Genomic DNA, 14,955 nt, shown 5'->3' on the forward strand with positions numbered 1-14,955 from the left:
AAAGGAGTGGCACCAGCCACTCCCGCTAATTCGATAAGTTGAACTTTTCCAGCGCTTGCTTGGCTGCATTTTGTTCCGCTTCCTTCTTACTCTTGCCTTGACCTGACCCTAAAGGTTTGCCATTGACGCAGACCGCAACCATGAACGTTTTGTCATGATCCGGCCCTTCTTCATTCATAACATCGTAAGAGATTTTCTGTTCTCCCTGCCGTTGGATGACCTCTTGCAGCAATGTTTTATGATCATTGGCATATTCACCACTCTTAACCAGGTTCAACTCTCCCTGCAAGTGGTCAACAATAAAGCGGCATGCATTTGTATAGCCACTATCCAGATAAATTGCACCGATAACAGCTTCAAAGGCATCAGCAAGAATGGATATCCGCTGCCGTCCACCTGAAGCAGTTTCCCCTTTACCCAGTAGTAAATAACTGCCAATACCAAGTTTTGTAGCACTATTAGCTAAGGTCGGCTCACAGACAATGCGAGCCCTTGCCTTGGTCAATTCGCCTTCGGGCAGATGAGGAAATTGCCTAAACAATACCTCTCCAACAGCCAGATCAAGTACCGCATCTCCCAAAAACTCTAATCGCTCATTATGCTGCACACCAGGCTCTTTACTTTCATTCGCAAAGGAAGTATGAATCAAGGCCTGGTGCAACAGCTCATAATTTTGAAAAGGAATTTGCAAAAGACGGGAAAACTCTTTTATCTGGGCAAGCCTCTGACTCTCAATTCCTTTTTTACCGGTCACAATCACACTTCGTATTTTTTCAACAGAATAGTCGCATTGTGTCCGCCAAAGCCGAAGGAGTTAGAAAGCGCTGCATTAACAGTTTTCTCACGGGCCACATTAGGTACATAATCCAAATCAAGTTCGGGATCGGGATTATCATAGTTGATGGTCGGATGTACTTTACCAGTATAAATAGTCAATGCAGTAGCAATACATTCAACAGCACCAGCTGCCCCTAATAGATGGCCAGTCATTGATTTTGTGGAGCTAATAGCTAATTTGCCAGCATGCTCGCCAAACAAGCTTTTAATTGCTAACGACTCATTTTTATCATTCAGCGGAGTTGAAGTTCCGTGAGCATTAATGTAGTCAACCTCTTCAGGTGCAATACCAGCGTCTTTTAAAGCCATCGCCATGCATTTTGCCGCCTGAACGCCTTCAGGAGCAGGAGCCGTGATATGATACGAGTCAGCATTGCTGCCATATCCTACTAGTTCAGCATAAATCCGGGCGCCCCGGGCAAGTGCATGCTCAAGTTCTTCAATAATAACAATACCAGAACCTTCACCCATTACAAAACCGCTGCGATCTCTCTCAAACGGTCTCGAAGCCTTCTGCGGTTCATCGTTACGGGTTGACATCGCTTTCATGGAGCAAAATCCAGCAACAGCACTAGGTGAAATTGCCGCTTCAGTACCGCCGGCAACCATCACATCAGCGTCGCCACGCTGAATAATTTTGAAAGCATCTCCGATTGCATTTGTTCCGGTAGCACAAGCAGTCACTACACAGCTGCAAGGACCTTGCAGTCCAAAAGTAATGGAAGTCTGGCCCGCAGCCATATTAGCAATCATCATCGGCACGAAAAATGGGCTGATACGGTTCGGTCCCTTATCAAATAACACCTTATACTGGTCATGGAGCGAATCCATTCCACCAATGCCTGTACCAATCAAAGTCCCAATTCGGTTCTTATCTTCGGCTTCTAAATCCATACCTGAATCTTCAAAAGCCAGCTTAGTCGCAGCAACTGCAAGCTGAGTAAAGCGATCCATTCTTTTTGCTTCTTTTTTGTCCATAAACTTGCCTGGATCAAAATCCTTTATTTCGCCAGCGATCTGCGTAGCAAAGTCACTGGGGTCAAAACGGGTAATACGGGAAATACCTGACTTGCCGTCCAATAAGGCATTCCAAAACTCATCCTTACCGGTACCGATAGGAGTAATTGCGCCAAGTCCTGTGATCACAACACGTTTCTTCACTTTTTCCACCTCGCGGTTATTTTATCTCTTCCACTTCTTTGAGAAGCCTGGAAAATATTTCTTTAACAGGAAGAATTTCATCTATCTTATGAATGTACTCGCCTGTAAAAACAAGACCTGTTTCCACGTCACCCTGCTGCGCACGAATAAGCGCCTTTATGATACAGAAGTTGCGCTCGCAATGTTTTAAACAAGCATCACAGGAATCAGGCAACGGTGCAGTACCTTCAATAATTTTCGTAGCAAAGGGATTTTTTACAGCTTGCCCTGGCAGACCGACCGGACTTTTTATTAAAACCACATCTTCCGGCTTAGCCTTTAAATAAAACTCTTTTAAGGCCGGAGCAGCATTAGACTCGACACTCGCAGCGAACCGCGTTCCCATCTGTACGCCATCGGCGCCTAACGACAGGAGTTCAACAATATCTCGTCCACTGATTACACCGCCTGCACCAATCACCGGGATTTTTACGGCCTTCTTAATATCAGGCAATAAAACACGTATCGATTGATCAGTACCCAGATGTCCACCAGCTTCTTTTCCTTCAACAATAACGGCTGAAGCGCCTAATGATTCGGATATTCTAGCCAACTTTGCAGATGACACGATTGGAACAACAGGAGTACCCGACTCTTTGCCCATACCAAATATATCGCGAGAAAAACCAGCACCTGCTACAACCAGGTCAATACCTTCATCAATTGCAGTTTTGACAAGACCAGCAAATTCTCTGGCAGCAACCATTGCATTAATGCCGATAATTCCTTTAGTTAACGAACGTGCCAAGCGAATTTCGTGCCTTAGTTCATCAAAAGGCATGCCGGATGCAGCTATCAAACCGATGCCCCCTTGTTCCGCCACAGCAGCGGCCAAACGGGCAGTGGATATTCTAATAGCCATCCCGCCTTGAATAATAGGTACTTTGGCCACAAGATGACCTATTTTCAATTCCGGAAGTTTCAAGAATAACTCCTCCATTCAATGCAGCCCTTACCTTTAAGAAAGTCCCGCGAAACAATTTCCACGGGACTTTCTCTTTTACGGTAATGCGTTTAGCCTTGCTTTTCTTTGTCTATGTATTCGACAGCGTCTCTAACAGTCTTGATCTTTTCAGCGATCTCATCAGGAATCTCAATGTTAAATTCCTCTTCAAAAGCCATAATCAACTCTACTATATCCAGAGAGTCGGCGCCAAGGTCGTCAATAAACGTGGAATCCATAGCTACATCGGCTTCATCAACGCCAAGCTGTTCTACTACGATTTCTTTCACTTTATCAAAAGTGGTCATCAAATTCACCTCCTTCCAAAAACGAATTGTTCACTCTTACATTACCATACCGCCGTCAACATTTAAAGTCTGCCCAGTAATATAGTTCGCATAATCAGATGCTAAAAAAACGACAGCGTTAGCAACATCCTCGGGAGCTCCTAATTTGGCCAGCGGAATGCTTTGAGCCAAATCATTTTTTACTTGTTCAGACAGAACATCTGTCATATCAGTGGCAATAAAGCCCGGTGCAATTGCATTTACAGTAATGTTCCGGGACGCCAGCTCTTTAGCCATTGATTTCGTAAAACCAATAACTCCGGCCTTAGCAGCTGCATAATTAGCCTGCCCGGCATTTCCGGTAATCCCTACTACCGATGTCATATTAATAATCTTGCCAGCTTTTTGCTTGATCATAATTCGTGAAACAGCTTTTGTGCAATAAAAAATCCCTTTTAGATTGGTGTTCATTACCGCATCCCAGTCAGCTTCCTTCATACGCATTAGTAATGTGTCCCGGGTAATACCGGCGTTATTAACTAATATATCAATTTGTCCAAAATGCTCAATTGTCTGTTTTACTAATGATTCCACAGCATCGGCATTCGCAACATCAGCCTGAATGGCAACCGCTTGACCGCCTTGTGCAACAATCGTATCAACGACTTCCTGTGCAGCTTTGGCATTGCCTGCATAATTAACGACCAGCTTCGCCCCGCTCTTTGCCAGGGCAAGAGCCACAGCCCGGCCAATACCGCGCGATGCTCCGGTAACAATTGCCACCTTACTGTCTAAATGCATTTTAACGAACCTCCTTGAAATAATCAAGGGTTTTTTGTAAAGATGCAAGATCTTCTACATTGAGATTGGTAACATCCTTCGCAATCTTCTTGGTAAAACCGCATAGAACCTTGCCCGGACCGACCTCAACAAAATTTTCTGCCCCTTGATTTACAATCTGAGCAACGCAGTCTTCCCATAAAACAGGATTAGCGGCTTGCTCAACCAGTGATGCTTTGATCGCCTCACCAGTTTTTACAATTTCACCGTTAATGTTGGCTACAACAGGAATGGCCGCATCACGGACTGTTATCTTATCAAGCTCACCAGCTAATCTTTGAGCTGCCGGCTGCATAAGAGTACTATGAAAAGGAGCACTTACCGGCAGCATAACTGCACGCTTTGCACCAGCTGCTTTTAACAGTTCAACTGCTTTTTCAACGGCATGTGCCTGCCCGGCGATAACAATCTGCCCGGGGCAATTAAAATTGACAGCTTGAACAGCGCCAAATTCTTGTTGAGCCTTTTGACATACTTCAACAACAAGATCGCGCTCTACTCCTAAAATTGCAGCCATACTGCCTTCGCCGAGGGGAACGGCTTCTTGCATAAACTGCCCCCGCTTACGGACTAAGCGCACAGCATCAGCAAACTCAAGCGAACCTGCGGCAACTAGCGCCGAATATTCACCCAAGCTATGACCAGCTACGATATCAGGCTCAATACCATGCTCTTTTAATACCTCGTAACAAGCGATACTCATTGTCAAAATAGCAGGCTGAGTATTAAATGTCTTACGCAGTTCTTCCTCAGGCCCTTCAAAACACATTTTGGTTATAGAAAATCCAAGCGCCTCGTCAGCCATGTCAAATACAGCCTTAGCCGACGCAAAACGTTCATACAGTTCTTTGCCCATCCCTACTGTTTGTGATCCCTGACCAGGAAAAACAAATGCTTTTTGACTCATAGCTTCACCCTCTCACTTTGCATCAATAGTCGTATTGATACCTGAAATAATCTGTGGTATTGCCTGAACAATTTCCTCTATGATTTCGGCTACCGGTTTAATATCATGAACTAAACCAGCTACTTGACCAACCATAACAGAGCCATTTTGTACATCGCCTTCGCGGGCTGCTATTTTCAATTTCCCCGCTCCCAGATTATCAAGCTCCTCAGGAGTGGCACCTTCTTTTTCCATGCGTGAAAACTCTTTTGTCAGCTTATTGGCAATAACCCGTACAGGATGCCCCGTAGATACGCCTGTTACCACGGTAGAACGCTCTTTAGCCCTCAAGATAGCTTCTTTATAGTTAGGATGGGCAATACATTCTGTCGATGCGACAAAACGAGTACCAATCTGTACACCCTGAGCACCTAATGCAAAAGCAGCAATCATTCCCCGCGCATCACCAATACCACCAGCGGCAATGACCGGAACCGACACAGCATCAGCTATTTGAGGCACTAAAGCCATAGTTGTAACCTCACCTACGTGACCGCCACTTTCCATGCCTTCAGCAATAATTGCATCTACACCAATTCTTTCTAGACGTTTAGCTAGTGCAACTGAAGCTACTACAGGAATGACCTTGGTTCCAATTTCCTTTAAGCGAGGAATGTATTCGCCCGGATTACCAGCGCCAGTCGTTACAACAGGTACCCGTTCATCAATGACTACCTGCATAACTTCTTTGACAAAAGGCGACATGAGCATGATATTTACACCAAACGGTTTTGTTGTCATCGCCTTTGTTTTTTTGATTTCATTGCGCAACACATCTGCTGGCATATGTCCGGCCCCAATTACACCTAGCCCACCGGCATTAGAAACGGCAGCAGCCAGTTCAGCCGTAGCCACCCAAGCCATTCCACCCTGTAAAATCGGATATTTGATATTTAGTAATTGGCATAGTTTGCTATTAAACAATAGTTTTATCCTCCTTGCACCATTTTATGACGCAAGAAGCCCATGTTAATCCTGCACCGAAACCGACTAAGACAAGAATATCGTCATTTTTGATCTGACCAGACTGTAATGCTTCCTCAAGAGCAATAGGAATAGAGGCCGCAGAAGTATTGCCGTATTTGTGTACGTTGACAAAAACCTTCTCCATGGGCAGCTTCAAACGCTTAGCAGCTGATTGGATAATACGAATATTTGCTTGATGAGGAATGAGCCAATTAACATCACCGGCAGTAAGTCCGGCATCCGTTAGGGCAGCATTAGCAGCTTCGCCCATAACTTTAATGGCAAATTTAAAAACTTCATTCCCATCCATATGAACAAAATGCAGTTTTTGGCTGATAGATTCGGCTGATGCGGGCAAGCGCGAACCGCCGGCAGGCAATTTAAGCAAATCTCCGCCAGAGCCGTCAGCACCAAGATTCACCCCTATAACACCATAGCCTGGAGCAGTTTCTCCCAAAACTACCGCGCCTGCTCCATCACCAAAAAGTACACAGGTATTGCGGTCTTCCCAGTTCAAGATTTTGGACAGAGTCTCCGCCCCAATTACCAATATTTTTTTATAAAGCCCTGCTTGTATAAACTGAGTACCGGTAACAAGACCATACACAAAGCCGGAGCAGCCTGCAGCCAAGTCAAACGCAGCCGCTTTAGTAGCCTTTAAATTATTTTGGACTAAACAAGCAACAGATGGAAAAAACATATCCGGAGTTGCTGTTGCCACAATAATCAAATCTATGTCTGCTGCATCAACGCCAGCATCAGCCAAAGCCTTCTTCGCAGCTCCTGTTGCAAGATCAGAGGTAGCTGTAGCCTCATCAGCAATGCGTCGTTCACGGATACCAGTCCGGTCAACGATCCATTCATCAGATGTCTCTACAATTGCTTCCAAATCCTTGTTTGTAAGAATTTTATCCGGTACACAACTGCCAATTCCTAAAATACCGACACTTCTGTCATTCGTTTTCATTGGTAACAATTCCCTCCTTAGCAATACTGTCTCGAATATGCTCAATTACTTTTTGCTCTACTATTTCATGAGCTACCCGAATAGCATTTTTTATTGCTTTTGCTTTTGAGCTGCCGTGACAGATAATAAAACCGCCATCGACACCAAGCAGGGGTGCTCCTCCGTATTCAGCATAATCTAATTTTTTCTTTAAGCCCTTAAGTGCCGGCAAAACAGCTAGAGAAGCTATTTTTGTCAACAATCCGCTACCTTTAATCGCTTCTTTAATTAGCTGCATGATCGCACTGGCGAGTCCCTCACCAAGCTTCAATACCACATTGCCGACAAAACCATCACAAACAACGACATCAACCGTTCCCTTCGGGATGTCGCGGCCCTCTACGTTACCGATAAAATTAATCGTTGTCAGCTGCTTTAAAAGGGGGAAGGTCGTTAAAGTCTGTTCATTGCCTTTATTTTCTTCTTCACCGATATTAAGCAGCCCTACCCGGGGTTTTTCAATCCCCAGTACATATTCCGAATAAATCGATCCCATAACCGCACTTTGAACAAGGTGCTTGGGTTTACAGTCTACGTTAGCTCCGGAGTCAAGCAGAATAGTGGTGCCGGTCAAATTGGGAATCGGAGTTGCAATGGTTGGTCTAGCCACACCTTTAATGCGCCCCAGGCCAAACATCGCGGCAGCTACGGCAGCGCCGGTACTTCCTGCCGCAACTACAGCATCACAGCTTCCTTCCTTCACCAAACGGGTTGCCACAACTATTGATGCATCTTTTTTCTTGCGTACCGATACGCCGGGATGCTCATCCATATCTATCGTTTGACTGGCATGATAAACACTGATCCGATCACTTACTGGACCGCTATGCTTCTGTAATAACGGGTTGATTCTATTTTCATCGCCAACAAGAACAACTTCCAGATCATATTCCTTAACGGCTTCAATTGCCCCTAAGACAATTTCTTCAGGAGCAAAATCGCCGCCCATTGCATCAACAGCAATTTTCATACGTTCTCCCTTCGTTAGTCCAGTGATGCCATAATAAACTTAGCACGAAACACTTCTTGAGTTTCATTTCTAGTTTTAACCCAAACAAAATATTTATTGCCTCGTTTTTTCATTACTTCTGCTTTTGCGACTAACTTTTCGCCTAAATGTACTGAAATCTTATATTTTATATTGGCAACGCCGGTAACAGCCGCAGGTGCGTCAATTACTGCAAGTGCCAAAGAGTTCGCTTGTGCATAGATATAGTGAGCTCTTGCTACCTTGGTTTTCTCCAAAACCATTTCGGGAGTGACGGCGAGAATCGATATACCGCTTTTACCCAAATCCAAATCAATCAGCTCACCAATGACATCACCACTGGCAATTGCTTTCAATTTGGTCTGCGCTTCTTCTGCCATGAACTTGATCCGTTCACGCAGCTCCGGTATTCCCAGTTCCAAGCGATCCAAACGTATGGTTTGAACACTGACAACCAAAAAAGCCGCCAGTTCTTCATCTGTCAGAAAGGGGCTATTATGTAGTTTTTCTTTCAGCCGTTCTTGCCTTATTTTCTTTTGGATACGCGCCATTAAATCTACCACCTATTTTTATAAGCAAGTAATAATACCAAATGCTAATCATTATTATAACACCAGATATCAAAAATTCAAGTCACTTTATCGAAAAAATAAAAAGTGAGCCGGTAAGGGATATAATCGCCCTTATCATGCTCACCATACGACATTTTATTCAGCTGCTTTTACAACTTCTTTGCCCTTATAATACCCACACTCAGGACATACACGGTGCGGCATTTTCTTTTCGTGGCATTGAGTGCATTCAACTAAACCAGGAATAGTCAATTTCCAGTTAGCACGACGTTTGTCACGACGGGCTTTGGACATTTTACGCTTTGGTACTGCCATATTATCCACCTCCTTAACAAGACAATTCGCAACAATGTAATATCGGATTATGATTTCGTTTGCAACAGTTTTTGAAGCACTGCCAATCGAGGATCAACAGAGTCTCTGTCGCAGGAACAGGCGGTTGCATTCAAATTTGTGCCGCAAACGGGACATAACCCTTTGCATTCTTCCGTACACACAATTTTAAGCGGTTCCGCAAGCAATATGCTTTCACGAACCAAATCAGTAATATCAATTTCATCGCCCTCATAAAAAAGAGCGTCTTCCTCTGCAGTGTCACAACCTGCTGCCAGATAATTCTCTGAAAAAGCAACTTCAATATCGGTACAAAACTGCTCTAAACACCGGCCACAGTTATAAGTCCCCGATGTTTTAATAACACCCTGGACTTCTAAGACCCGTCCGGTATTGATTACTTGTCCTGCAACAAAAATGGGTTTCCCTTTCCATGGAGCGTCATCATCAAAGCCGAGCTGATCACTGCAAGCGGCAAATTGAAATTGATACGTACTGCCAATCTCCTGTTTGGCCTGGGCAATATTTATTTTCATCTTTTTCCACCTCGACCTTAATCTATTATAGCCACGACATTATGGTTTGTCAAGAAATTCGAGGCTTCAGCAAATAAAGAGTAAAGATGCCATTTTTTTAAATAGGGGCGGCCAATGCCGCCCCTATTCTACTAGATTAAGCTGCCGCAAATAGCTTTCGTGTCACGGGCAATAACCAACTCTTCGTTTGTCGGAATAACGAAGATTTTCACCTTCGCGCCATCTACGCTTATTTCCTGTGCTTTGCCGCGCACATTATTTTTTGCATGATCAATGCGGGTACCTAAATATTCTAAACCATTGCAGATTTTATCCCGCATTTCAATCGAATTTTCACCAAGTCCGGCAGTGAAAACAATTGCATCAACGCCACCCATCGAGGCCACATATCCGCCTACATATTTGCGAACCTTATAGGCAAATACATCTAATGCCAGCTGAGCTCTTTCATTTCCTTCACCGGCTGCATCTTCAATATCCCGGAAGTCACTGGAAACGCCGGATATACCAAGAACACCCGATTTCTTATTCAAATATTCGTCCATTTGATCCGGTGTCATACCTTCTTTCTTCATCAAGAAAGGAATGATTGCCGGGTCAATTTCGCCGCAGCGAGTCCCCATAACAAGGCCTTCCAGGGGAGTAAAGCCCATGCTGGTGTCAATCGCCTTACCATACTTAATAGCTGCCAGACTGGAGCCATTGCCAAGATGGCAGGTAATGATGCGCAAATTGCTCATATGCTGTCCCATCATTTCAGCTGCTCGTTGGGATACATATTTGTGAGAAGTTCCATGGAAGCCATAACGGCGGACGCCGTATTTTTCATATGCTTCATAGGGAAGGCCGTACAGGAAGGCCGCTTTCGGCATTGTTTGATGAAAAGCAGTATCAAATACCCCTACTTGAGGAACACCAGGCATAAGCTCAGCGCAGGCATTAATGCCCAGAATATTCGGCGGGTTATGCAGCGGAGCCATTTCAATGCATTCTTCCAATGCCCGCATGACATCAGGAGTGATAAGTACCGAATCAGCAAATTTTTCACCGCCGTGAACAACCCGGTGACCTACAGCTACGATTTCTTTCATGCTGGCAATAACACCATGGTTGGCATCGGTTAAAGCTTCGAGCACTAATTTAATACCAACACTATGGTTACTAATATCACCGGTAATGACTACTTTATCTTTACCAGCAGGCTGATGAGTCAGAACAGCACCCTCAAGACCAATCCTTTCTACCAACCCTTTGGCTAGTACACTCTCATCGCTCATATTAAATAACTGGTATTTAATAGAAGAGCTTCCACAGTTAACAACTAAAACTTTCATGAAATGATTTTCCCCCTTATTACTTCGTCAGCCGAAGTTCCGATAGCTTTACAAAATTTTATCTTCGACACTTCTATTATTTTCCCTTCCAATTAAATTAAGTATTACCGTTTTGTCGAAATGTTGTAAAATAAAGATAAATGTGTTTATTCAGCAATAATAAAACTTACGAACAGCAGGTGTCAAAATGAAGCTAACCGGTATCATTGCCGAGTACAATCCCTTTCATAATGGACATGCTTTGCATGTCGACAAAGCAAGGCAGTTAACAAACTGTACCCATGTAGTAGCTGTCATGAGCGGCCAATTTGTCCAGCGAGGCGAAGCCGCTGTCTTTGATAAATGGTCCCGGGCAGAGATGGCTGTCTCCTCTGGTATAGACCTCGTGATTGAGCTGCCCTTTGCTTTTGCAGTAAGAAGTGCTCAATATTTTGCTGCAGGCGGCATTCGGCTGCTTGCAGCATTAGGAACAGACTGCCTCTGCTTCGGAGCGGAACAGGCCAACCTGACAATGCTGTCCGCTGCAGCAAGTGCCTTTGAACAGCCAGCTACAGCTGAATTATTCCGGTCCAGCATTGAGCAGGGCCTGCCATATGCCAAAGCCCTGTCAAATGCAGTAGCAGCACAAACCGGACTCCCGGCCGACTTTCTAATGACACCAAATAACATACTGGCGATTGAGTATCTGCGGTCCATTAACCGTTGGGCGCCGCAGATCATTCCCGCTGCAATTACCCGCGAGCAAGCGCCCTATCACCAGCAGGTGATTAGTGGCACTATTGCCAGCGCCACCGCTATCCGCAAGGCCTTGCTGACGAGAAAAGCACTGGACGAAGAAATTACAGCTGCCTTGCCTAAATGCATCCTCAGCATGCTCCAGAAGCTGATGGAGCACCAGAAGGGCCCTGTAGAGAGCTATTTCTTTGGCGACATGCTGCTGGCAAAGCTCCGCACCATTTCCTTAAGAGAACTGGAGGAGATCCCTGAAATAGCCGAAGGACTGCACCATAAGATTCACGCTAGTGCACTGCAGGCAATTGACTTGGAAATGCTTTTTTCACTTGTTAAAAGCAAACGCTATACCCGGACACGCCTGCAGCGCATAGCTGTTCACGCTTTGCTTGGAACTACGAAAAACGATCTGGTCCGCTTTGACGCTGCCGGCCCTCTTTATGCAAGGGTCTTAGCTTTTAACAGTAAAGGACAGGAAGTCTTGCGTCACATAAAACAGCACGGTAATCTGCCCCTCATTACCAAGACAACAAAATACTTAGACAGCCACCTGCGAAATACCGTCAACCTTTCACCGCTGCAAAAAATGCTAACCTTTGATACTCTGGCAAGTGATCTGTATGCCTTAGGTTATCCTAATCCTGCATTTCGTGCTGGCGGTCTTGATTTTCTTCGCTCTCCAAGTCATCTTCTGTAAGGCTGTTATCTAAAATCCGCTTAATTTCCGGCAGAGATTCTTCAGCAGCCTGTTCCCCTAAAGCCACACATTCATCAATCGAATCAAAAGAGCTTGGCGAAAGATGCGCAACTTTAGGCCTTAATAGCACATCACATTCCTCTTGCCGTTGATTAAACATTTGCCGCTCCATTATGTTAATTGCCTGGATAATCACATCAAATAAATTCGTAATCGTCCCTGTTTCACCCTTGTGCGCCAAATCGACAGCAATTACATAATCTGAGCCCATTTTTCGTGCTACGTCAATCGGTGTCGGATTTAGCACCGCCCCATCTACATAAAGAATTTCTCCAAGCTGATAAGGAACAAAAACACCTGGAACAGATATACTTGCCCGTACGGCCGTTGCCACATCACCCTCATTAAATACAACTTCCCGCCCATTTCCAAGATCAGTTGCAATGACTGATAACGGGATGGATAAGTCTTCGAATTTTTTTTGTTTTGTCAGCAATCTAAGCATTGCCAGTACTCTGTCTCCAGATATGATTCCCATTTTGGGAATAACAAAATCAATCCAATGTCTTCGCTTTAAATGTTTTGCAAGTTTATAGATGGTTTCTGCATCAAGACCTGCACAATACAAGGCACCAATTAAGCTGCCGATACTGCATCCGGCAATATAATCAATCGGTATTTTTTCTCTCTCCAATACACGTAAAACACCAATATGTGCAAGTCCCCTCAAGCCTCCTGCACCAAGAGCCAAACCAATCTTGGGTCTCATAATACCCTCCTTTGGAAAATGTTTAAATAGTTATATTACCTCTGTCTCCTCATATATATAGTAACAGACGCCTGGCAAAGGAGGAGATTATTTTTATGAGTGTCTGGAGCAAGGGAAGAAACTACCGTTCCCGCTTTCTAACATATTGTATGGCCTTTTGCATCTTATTTATCACAATTGCAATGGTCCAATATCCGAAAGAAGCTTTTGACTCGGCCATTATGGGACTGAATTTATGGTGGAATGTAGTTTTCCCCTCTTTGCTCCCTTTCTTCATTCTATCTGAAATTTTAATGGGTTTTGGCATTGTTCACTTTATTGGAGTATTATTGGAACCGTTGATGCGTCCTATTTTCAATGTCCCGGGCGTCGGAGCTTTTGCTATGTCCATGGGTCTTGCTTCCGGGTATCCAATGGATGCCGTTATCACCTGTAAGTTTCGTCAGAATCAATTATGTACTGCGGTTGAAGCGGAGCGGCTTCTCTCATTTACGAATACAGCTGATCCGCTATTTATGTTTGGTGCCGTAGCAGTCGGCATGTTCGCAATGCCTGAGCTTGGTCCCACCATTGCTCTTGCCCATTATCTTGCCAGCTTTCTAGTTGGTATTATTTTCCGCTTTCATGGCCGGAGCCGGGATCAGCTGGAAACCGCCAGCCCGAAGAAAGCCTCTGTCAACATCCTCGTTAGAGCTTTTCGGGCGCTTTATAACGCCCGGCAGGAAGATAAACGTTCTTTAGGTCAATTATTAGGTGATTCGGTCAAAACTTCGATGAATACGATCTTACTAATTGGCGGTTTTATCATATTGTTTTCCGTTTTTTTGCGTATTATATCCGTCATTGGTTTAACAGATATATTCACTTCTTTTTTCTCATTTTGGTTACAACTCCTGGGGATAAGCACATCCCTTGCACCGGCATTAGTAAGCGGTTTGTTTGAACTCGACATCGGCTCCATGGTCGCAAGCCAGGCTGACGCACCACTTGCACAACGAGTAGCAATTGCTGGTGCCATTATCGCCTGGAGCGGCTTGTCCGTACATGGTCAAGTTGCAAGCATCGTCATCGAATCCGGCATTCGCATGGGTCCCTATATGGTAGCCCGTTTTCTCCATGCAGTATTTGCAGCTGTTCTGACATTCTTACTGCTGGGCCCTGCACAGGAAGTTGCAAAATCATTGACAATCCCCACTGCCTATACCATCAGCAGTGCAAATTCCTGGACTTCATGGGCAACTAGAACTGAACAGGTATTTTATCAGTTCCTCCTGCTTTTTGGAATCCTTATTACGCTGTCCATTGCCCTGCATTTAATTAAAACCCTGTATTCTTACGCAAAAAGCTAGGTTGTGTCAGTGAGATAGATACCCGGTGCACATTGAACATGGCACCGGGTATCTTATTATTCTACGATTTCTTTAATTATAACTTGTTCAGCCTGATCGACCGCTTCCAATTGAACGCTGACAATTTCTTTGCGGGATGTAGGCACATTCTTGCCGACATAATCAGCACGAATGGGTAGTTCGCGATGTCCACGATCAACCAATACCGCCAGTTGAATCACTTCTGGGCGGCCAATATCTACTAAAGCATCAAGAGCAGCTCTTGCCGTGCGTCCTGTATACAAAACATCATCGATAAGAATTACTTTTTTACCGTTAATATCTGCTGCAATTTGTGTCTCATGAACAATCGGCTGGTGGCCAAGTGTCGACAAATCATCACGATACAACGTAATATCGAGTATTCCTACCGGCACTTTAATCCCTTCAATGCTTTCAATCTCTGCTGCTAACCGTTCGGCTAGCGGCACTCCCCGTGTTCTAACTCCTACTAATACAACCTCATGTACACCTTTATTTTTTTCAATTATTTCATGAGCAACGCGAATGATTGCTCTGCGAATAGCCTGAGCATCCATAATTACTGTTTTCTCTGTAAAAATCGGCATCTCTTATTCTCC

At 44.5% G+C, this 14,955-nt stretch carries 17 protein-coding genes; 2 read left to right on the forward strand and 15 right to left on the reverse strand.

Annotated elements, in window-relative coordinates; all coding sequences use genetic code 11:
- Nucleotides 1-25: 25 nt before the first annotated feature.
- From rnc to RTR76_RS12440, 13 genes are all read right to left on the reverse strand, one after another.
- Entirely contained in the window at nt 26-754 is a 729-nt protein-coding gene (gene rnc / locus RTR76_RS12380) for a ribonuclease III (RefSeq protein WP_396144970.1), read from the reverse strand.
- Between the two features lie 2 nt (nt 755-756).
- A complete protein-coding gene (gene fabF / locus RTR76_RS12385) occupies nt 757-1,998 on the reverse strand; it encodes a beta-ketoacyl-ACP synthase II (protein WP_312521098.1) in 1,242 nt (413 codons plus the stop codon).
- Between the two features lie 16 nt (nt 1,999-2,014).
- Nucleotides 2,015-2,962, reverse strand: coding sequence for a nitronate monooxygenase (locus RTR76_RS12390; protein WP_312521100.1), 948 nt, complete (start codon nt 2,960-2,962; stop codon nt 2,015-2,017).
- Nucleotides 2,963-3,051: 89 nt separating this feature from the next.
- Nucleotides 3,052-3,288: an acyl carrier protein gene (locus tag RTR76_RS12395; protein WP_132075109.1), complete on the reverse strand. Its 237-nt coding sequence runs from the start codon at nt 3,286-3,288 to the stop codon at nt 3,052-3,054.
- A gap of 36 nt (nt 3,289-3,324) precedes the next feature.
- Nucleotides 3,325-4,068, reverse strand: coding sequence for a 3-oxoacyl-[acyl-carrier-protein] reductase (gene fabG, locus RTR76_RS12400; protein ID WP_312521102.1), 744 nt, complete (start codon nt 4,066-4,068; stop codon nt 3,325-3,327).
- A gap of 1 nt (nt 4,069) precedes the next feature.
- Nucleotides 4,070-5,014 carry an ACP S-malonyltransferase gene (fabD, locus tag RTR76_RS12405; RefSeq protein WP_312521104.1) on the reverse strand — a complete coding sequence of 315 codons (945 nt, stop codon included), beginning with the start codon at nt 5,012-5,014 and terminating at the stop codon, nt 4,070-4,072.
- Nucleotides 5,015-5,026: 12 nt separating this feature from the next.
- Nucleotides 5,027-5,917 (reverse strand): enoyl-[acyl-carrier-protein] reductase FabK, encoded by an 891-nt coding sequence (gene fabK / locus RTR76_RS12410; protein WP_396145015.1) that lies wholly within the window; start codon nt 5,915-5,917, stop codon nt 5,027-5,029.
- A 52-nt stretch (nt 5,918-5,969) separates the two neighbouring features.
- A complete protein-coding gene (locus RTR76_RS12415) occupies nt 5,970-6,986 on the reverse strand; it encodes a beta-ketoacyl-ACP synthase III (protein WP_312521109.1) in 1,017 nt (338 codons plus the stop codon).
- Nucleotides 6,973-7,995, reverse strand: a complete 1,023-nt coding sequence (gene plsX, locus RTR76_RS12420; RefSeq protein ID WP_312521111.1) for a phosphate acyltransferase PlsX — start codon at nt 7,993-7,995, stop codon at nt 6,973-6,975. The genes RTR76_RS12415 and plsX overlap by 14 nt, the downstream gene beginning before the upstream one ends.
- A gap of 14 nt (nt 7,996-8,009) precedes the next feature.
- Nucleotides 8,010-8,564: a transcription factor FapR gene (fapR, locus tag RTR76_RS12425; protein WP_312521113.1), complete on the reverse strand. Its 555-nt coding sequence runs from the start codon at nt 8,562-8,564 to the stop codon at nt 8,010-8,012.
- A 156-nt stretch (nt 8,565-8,720) separates the two neighbouring features.
- On the reverse strand, nt 8,721-8,900 hold the full coding sequence (gene rpmF / locus RTR76_RS12430; RefSeq protein ID WP_312521115.1) for a 50S ribosomal protein L32: 180 nt from the start codon (nt 8,898-8,900) through the stop codon (nt 8,721-8,723).
- Nucleotides 8,901-8,947: 47 nt separating this feature from the next.
- Complete coding sequence (locus RTR76_RS12435; RefSeq protein ID WP_312521117.1) at nt 8,948-9,454, reverse strand: DUF177 domain-containing protein; 507 nt, start codon at nt 9,452-9,454, stop codon at nt 8,948-8,950.
- A gap of 131 nt (nt 9,455-9,585) precedes the next feature.
- Nucleotides 9,586-10,788: an acetate kinase gene (locus tag RTR76_RS12440; protein ID WP_312521119.1), complete on the reverse strand. Its 1,203-nt coding sequence runs from the start codon at nt 10,786-10,788 to the stop codon at nt 9,586-9,588.
- 187 nt (nt 10,789-10,975) lie between these two features.
- On the opposite strand from RTR76_RS12440, the gene RTR76_RS12445 reads away from it, so the two are divergent.
- The gene (locus tag RTR76_RS12445) at nt 10,976-12,217 is read left to right on the forward strand and encodes a nucleotidyltransferase (protein WP_312521121.1); all 1,242 of its coding nucleotides are present in this window, start codon (nt 10,976-10,978) and stop codon (nt 12,215-12,217) included.
- On the opposite strand, the gene RTR76_RS12450 is transcribed toward RTR76_RS12445, so the two are convergent.
- Nucleotides 12,156-12,986 (reverse strand): patatin-like phospholipase family protein, encoded by an 831-nt coding sequence (locus RTR76_RS12450; RefSeq protein ID WP_312521123.1) that lies wholly within the window; start codon nt 12,984-12,986, stop codon nt 12,156-12,158. The two genes, RTR76_RS12445 and RTR76_RS12450, sit on opposite strands and share 62 nt — an antisense overlap.
- A 95-nt stretch (nt 12,987-13,081) precedes the next feature.
- Here RTR76_RS12450 and ylbJ point away from each other — a divergent pair, with 95 nt between their 5' ends.
- Nucleotides 13,082-14,335: a sporulation integral membrane protein YlbJ gene (gene ylbJ / locus RTR76_RS12455; protein WP_312521125.1), complete on the forward strand. Its 1,254-nt coding sequence runs from the start codon at nt 13,082-13,084 to the stop codon at nt 14,333-14,335.
- A gap of 56 nt (nt 14,336-14,391) precedes the next feature.
- Here ylbJ and pyrR read toward each other — a convergent pair whose 3' ends face one another.
- Nucleotides 14,392-14,943 carry a bifunctional pyr operon transcriptional regulator/uracil phosphoribosyltransferase PyrR gene (gene pyrR / locus RTR76_RS12460; protein ID WP_312521127.1) on the reverse strand — a complete coding sequence of 184 codons (552 nt, stop codon included), beginning with the start codon at nt 14,941-14,943 and terminating at the stop codon, nt 14,392-14,394.
- Between the last annotated feature and the right edge of the window lie 12 nt (nt 14,944-14,955).

This window comes from Anaerospora sp. (assembly GCF_032013335.1).
Taxonomy (GTDB): Bacteria; Bacillota; Negativicutes; order Sporomusales; family DSM-15969; genus Anaerospora.

What these genes read in the sequence shown, in the direction of transcription:
- RTR76_RS12395 (WP_132075109.1), bottom strand. Translation starts at nt 3,288, where the DNA reads ATGACCACTTTTGATAAAGTGAAAGAAATCGTAGTAGAACAGCTTGGC.
- fabG (WP_312521102.1), bottom strand. Translation starts at nt 4,068, where the DNA reads ATGCATTTAGACAGTAAGGTGGCAATTGTTACCGGAGCATCGCGCGGT.
- fabD (WP_312521104.1), bottom strand. Translation starts at nt 5,014, where the DNA reads ATGAGTCAAAAAGCATTTGTTTTTCCTGGTCAGGGATCACAAACAGTA.
- fabK (WP_396145015.1), bottom strand. Translation starts at nt 5,917, where the DNA reads ATGGCTTGGGTGGCTACGGCTGAACTGGCTGCTGCCGTTTCTAATGCC.
- RTR76_RS12415 (WP_312521109.1), bottom strand. Translation starts at nt 6,986, where the DNA reads ATGAAAACGAATGACAGAAGTGTCGGTATTTTAGGAATTGGCAGTTGT.
- plsX (WP_312521111.1), bottom strand. Translation starts at nt 7,995, where the DNA reads ATGAAAATTGCTGTTGATGCAATGGGCGGCGATTTTGCTCCTGAAGAA.
- fapR (WP_312521113.1), bottom strand. Translation starts at nt 8,564, where the DNA reads ATGGCGCGTATCCAAAAGAAAATAAGGCAAGAACGGCTGAAAGAAAAA.
- rpmF (WP_312521115.1), bottom strand. Translation starts at nt 8,900, where the DNA reads ATGGCAGTACCAAAGCGTAAAATGTCCAAAGCCCGTCGTGACAAACGT.
- RTR76_RS12435 (WP_312521117.1), bottom strand. Translation starts at nt 9,454, where the DNA reads ATGAAAATAAATATTGCCCAGGCCAAACAGGAGATTGGCAGTACGTAT.
- RTR76_RS12440 (WP_312521119.1), bottom strand. Translation starts at nt 10,788, where the DNA reads ATGAAAGTTTTAGTTGTTAACTGTGGAAGCTCTTCTATTAAATACCAG.
- RTR76_RS12445 (WP_312521121.1), top strand. Translation starts at nt 10,976, where the DNA reads ATGAAGCTAACCGGTATCATTGCCGAGTACAATCCCTTTCATAATGGA.
- RTR76_RS12450 (WP_312521123.1), bottom strand. Translation starts at nt 12,986, where the DNA reads ATGAGACCCAAGATTGGTTTGGCTCTTGGTGCAGGAGGCTTGAGGGGA.
- ylbJ (WP_312521125.1), top strand. Translation starts at nt 13,082, where the DNA reads ATGAGTGTCTGGAGCAAGGGAAGAAACTACCGTTCCCGCTTTCTAACA.
- pyrR (WP_312521127.1), bottom strand. Translation starts at nt 14,943, where the DNA reads ATGCCGATTTTTACAGAGAAAACAGTAATTATGGATGCTCAGGCTATT.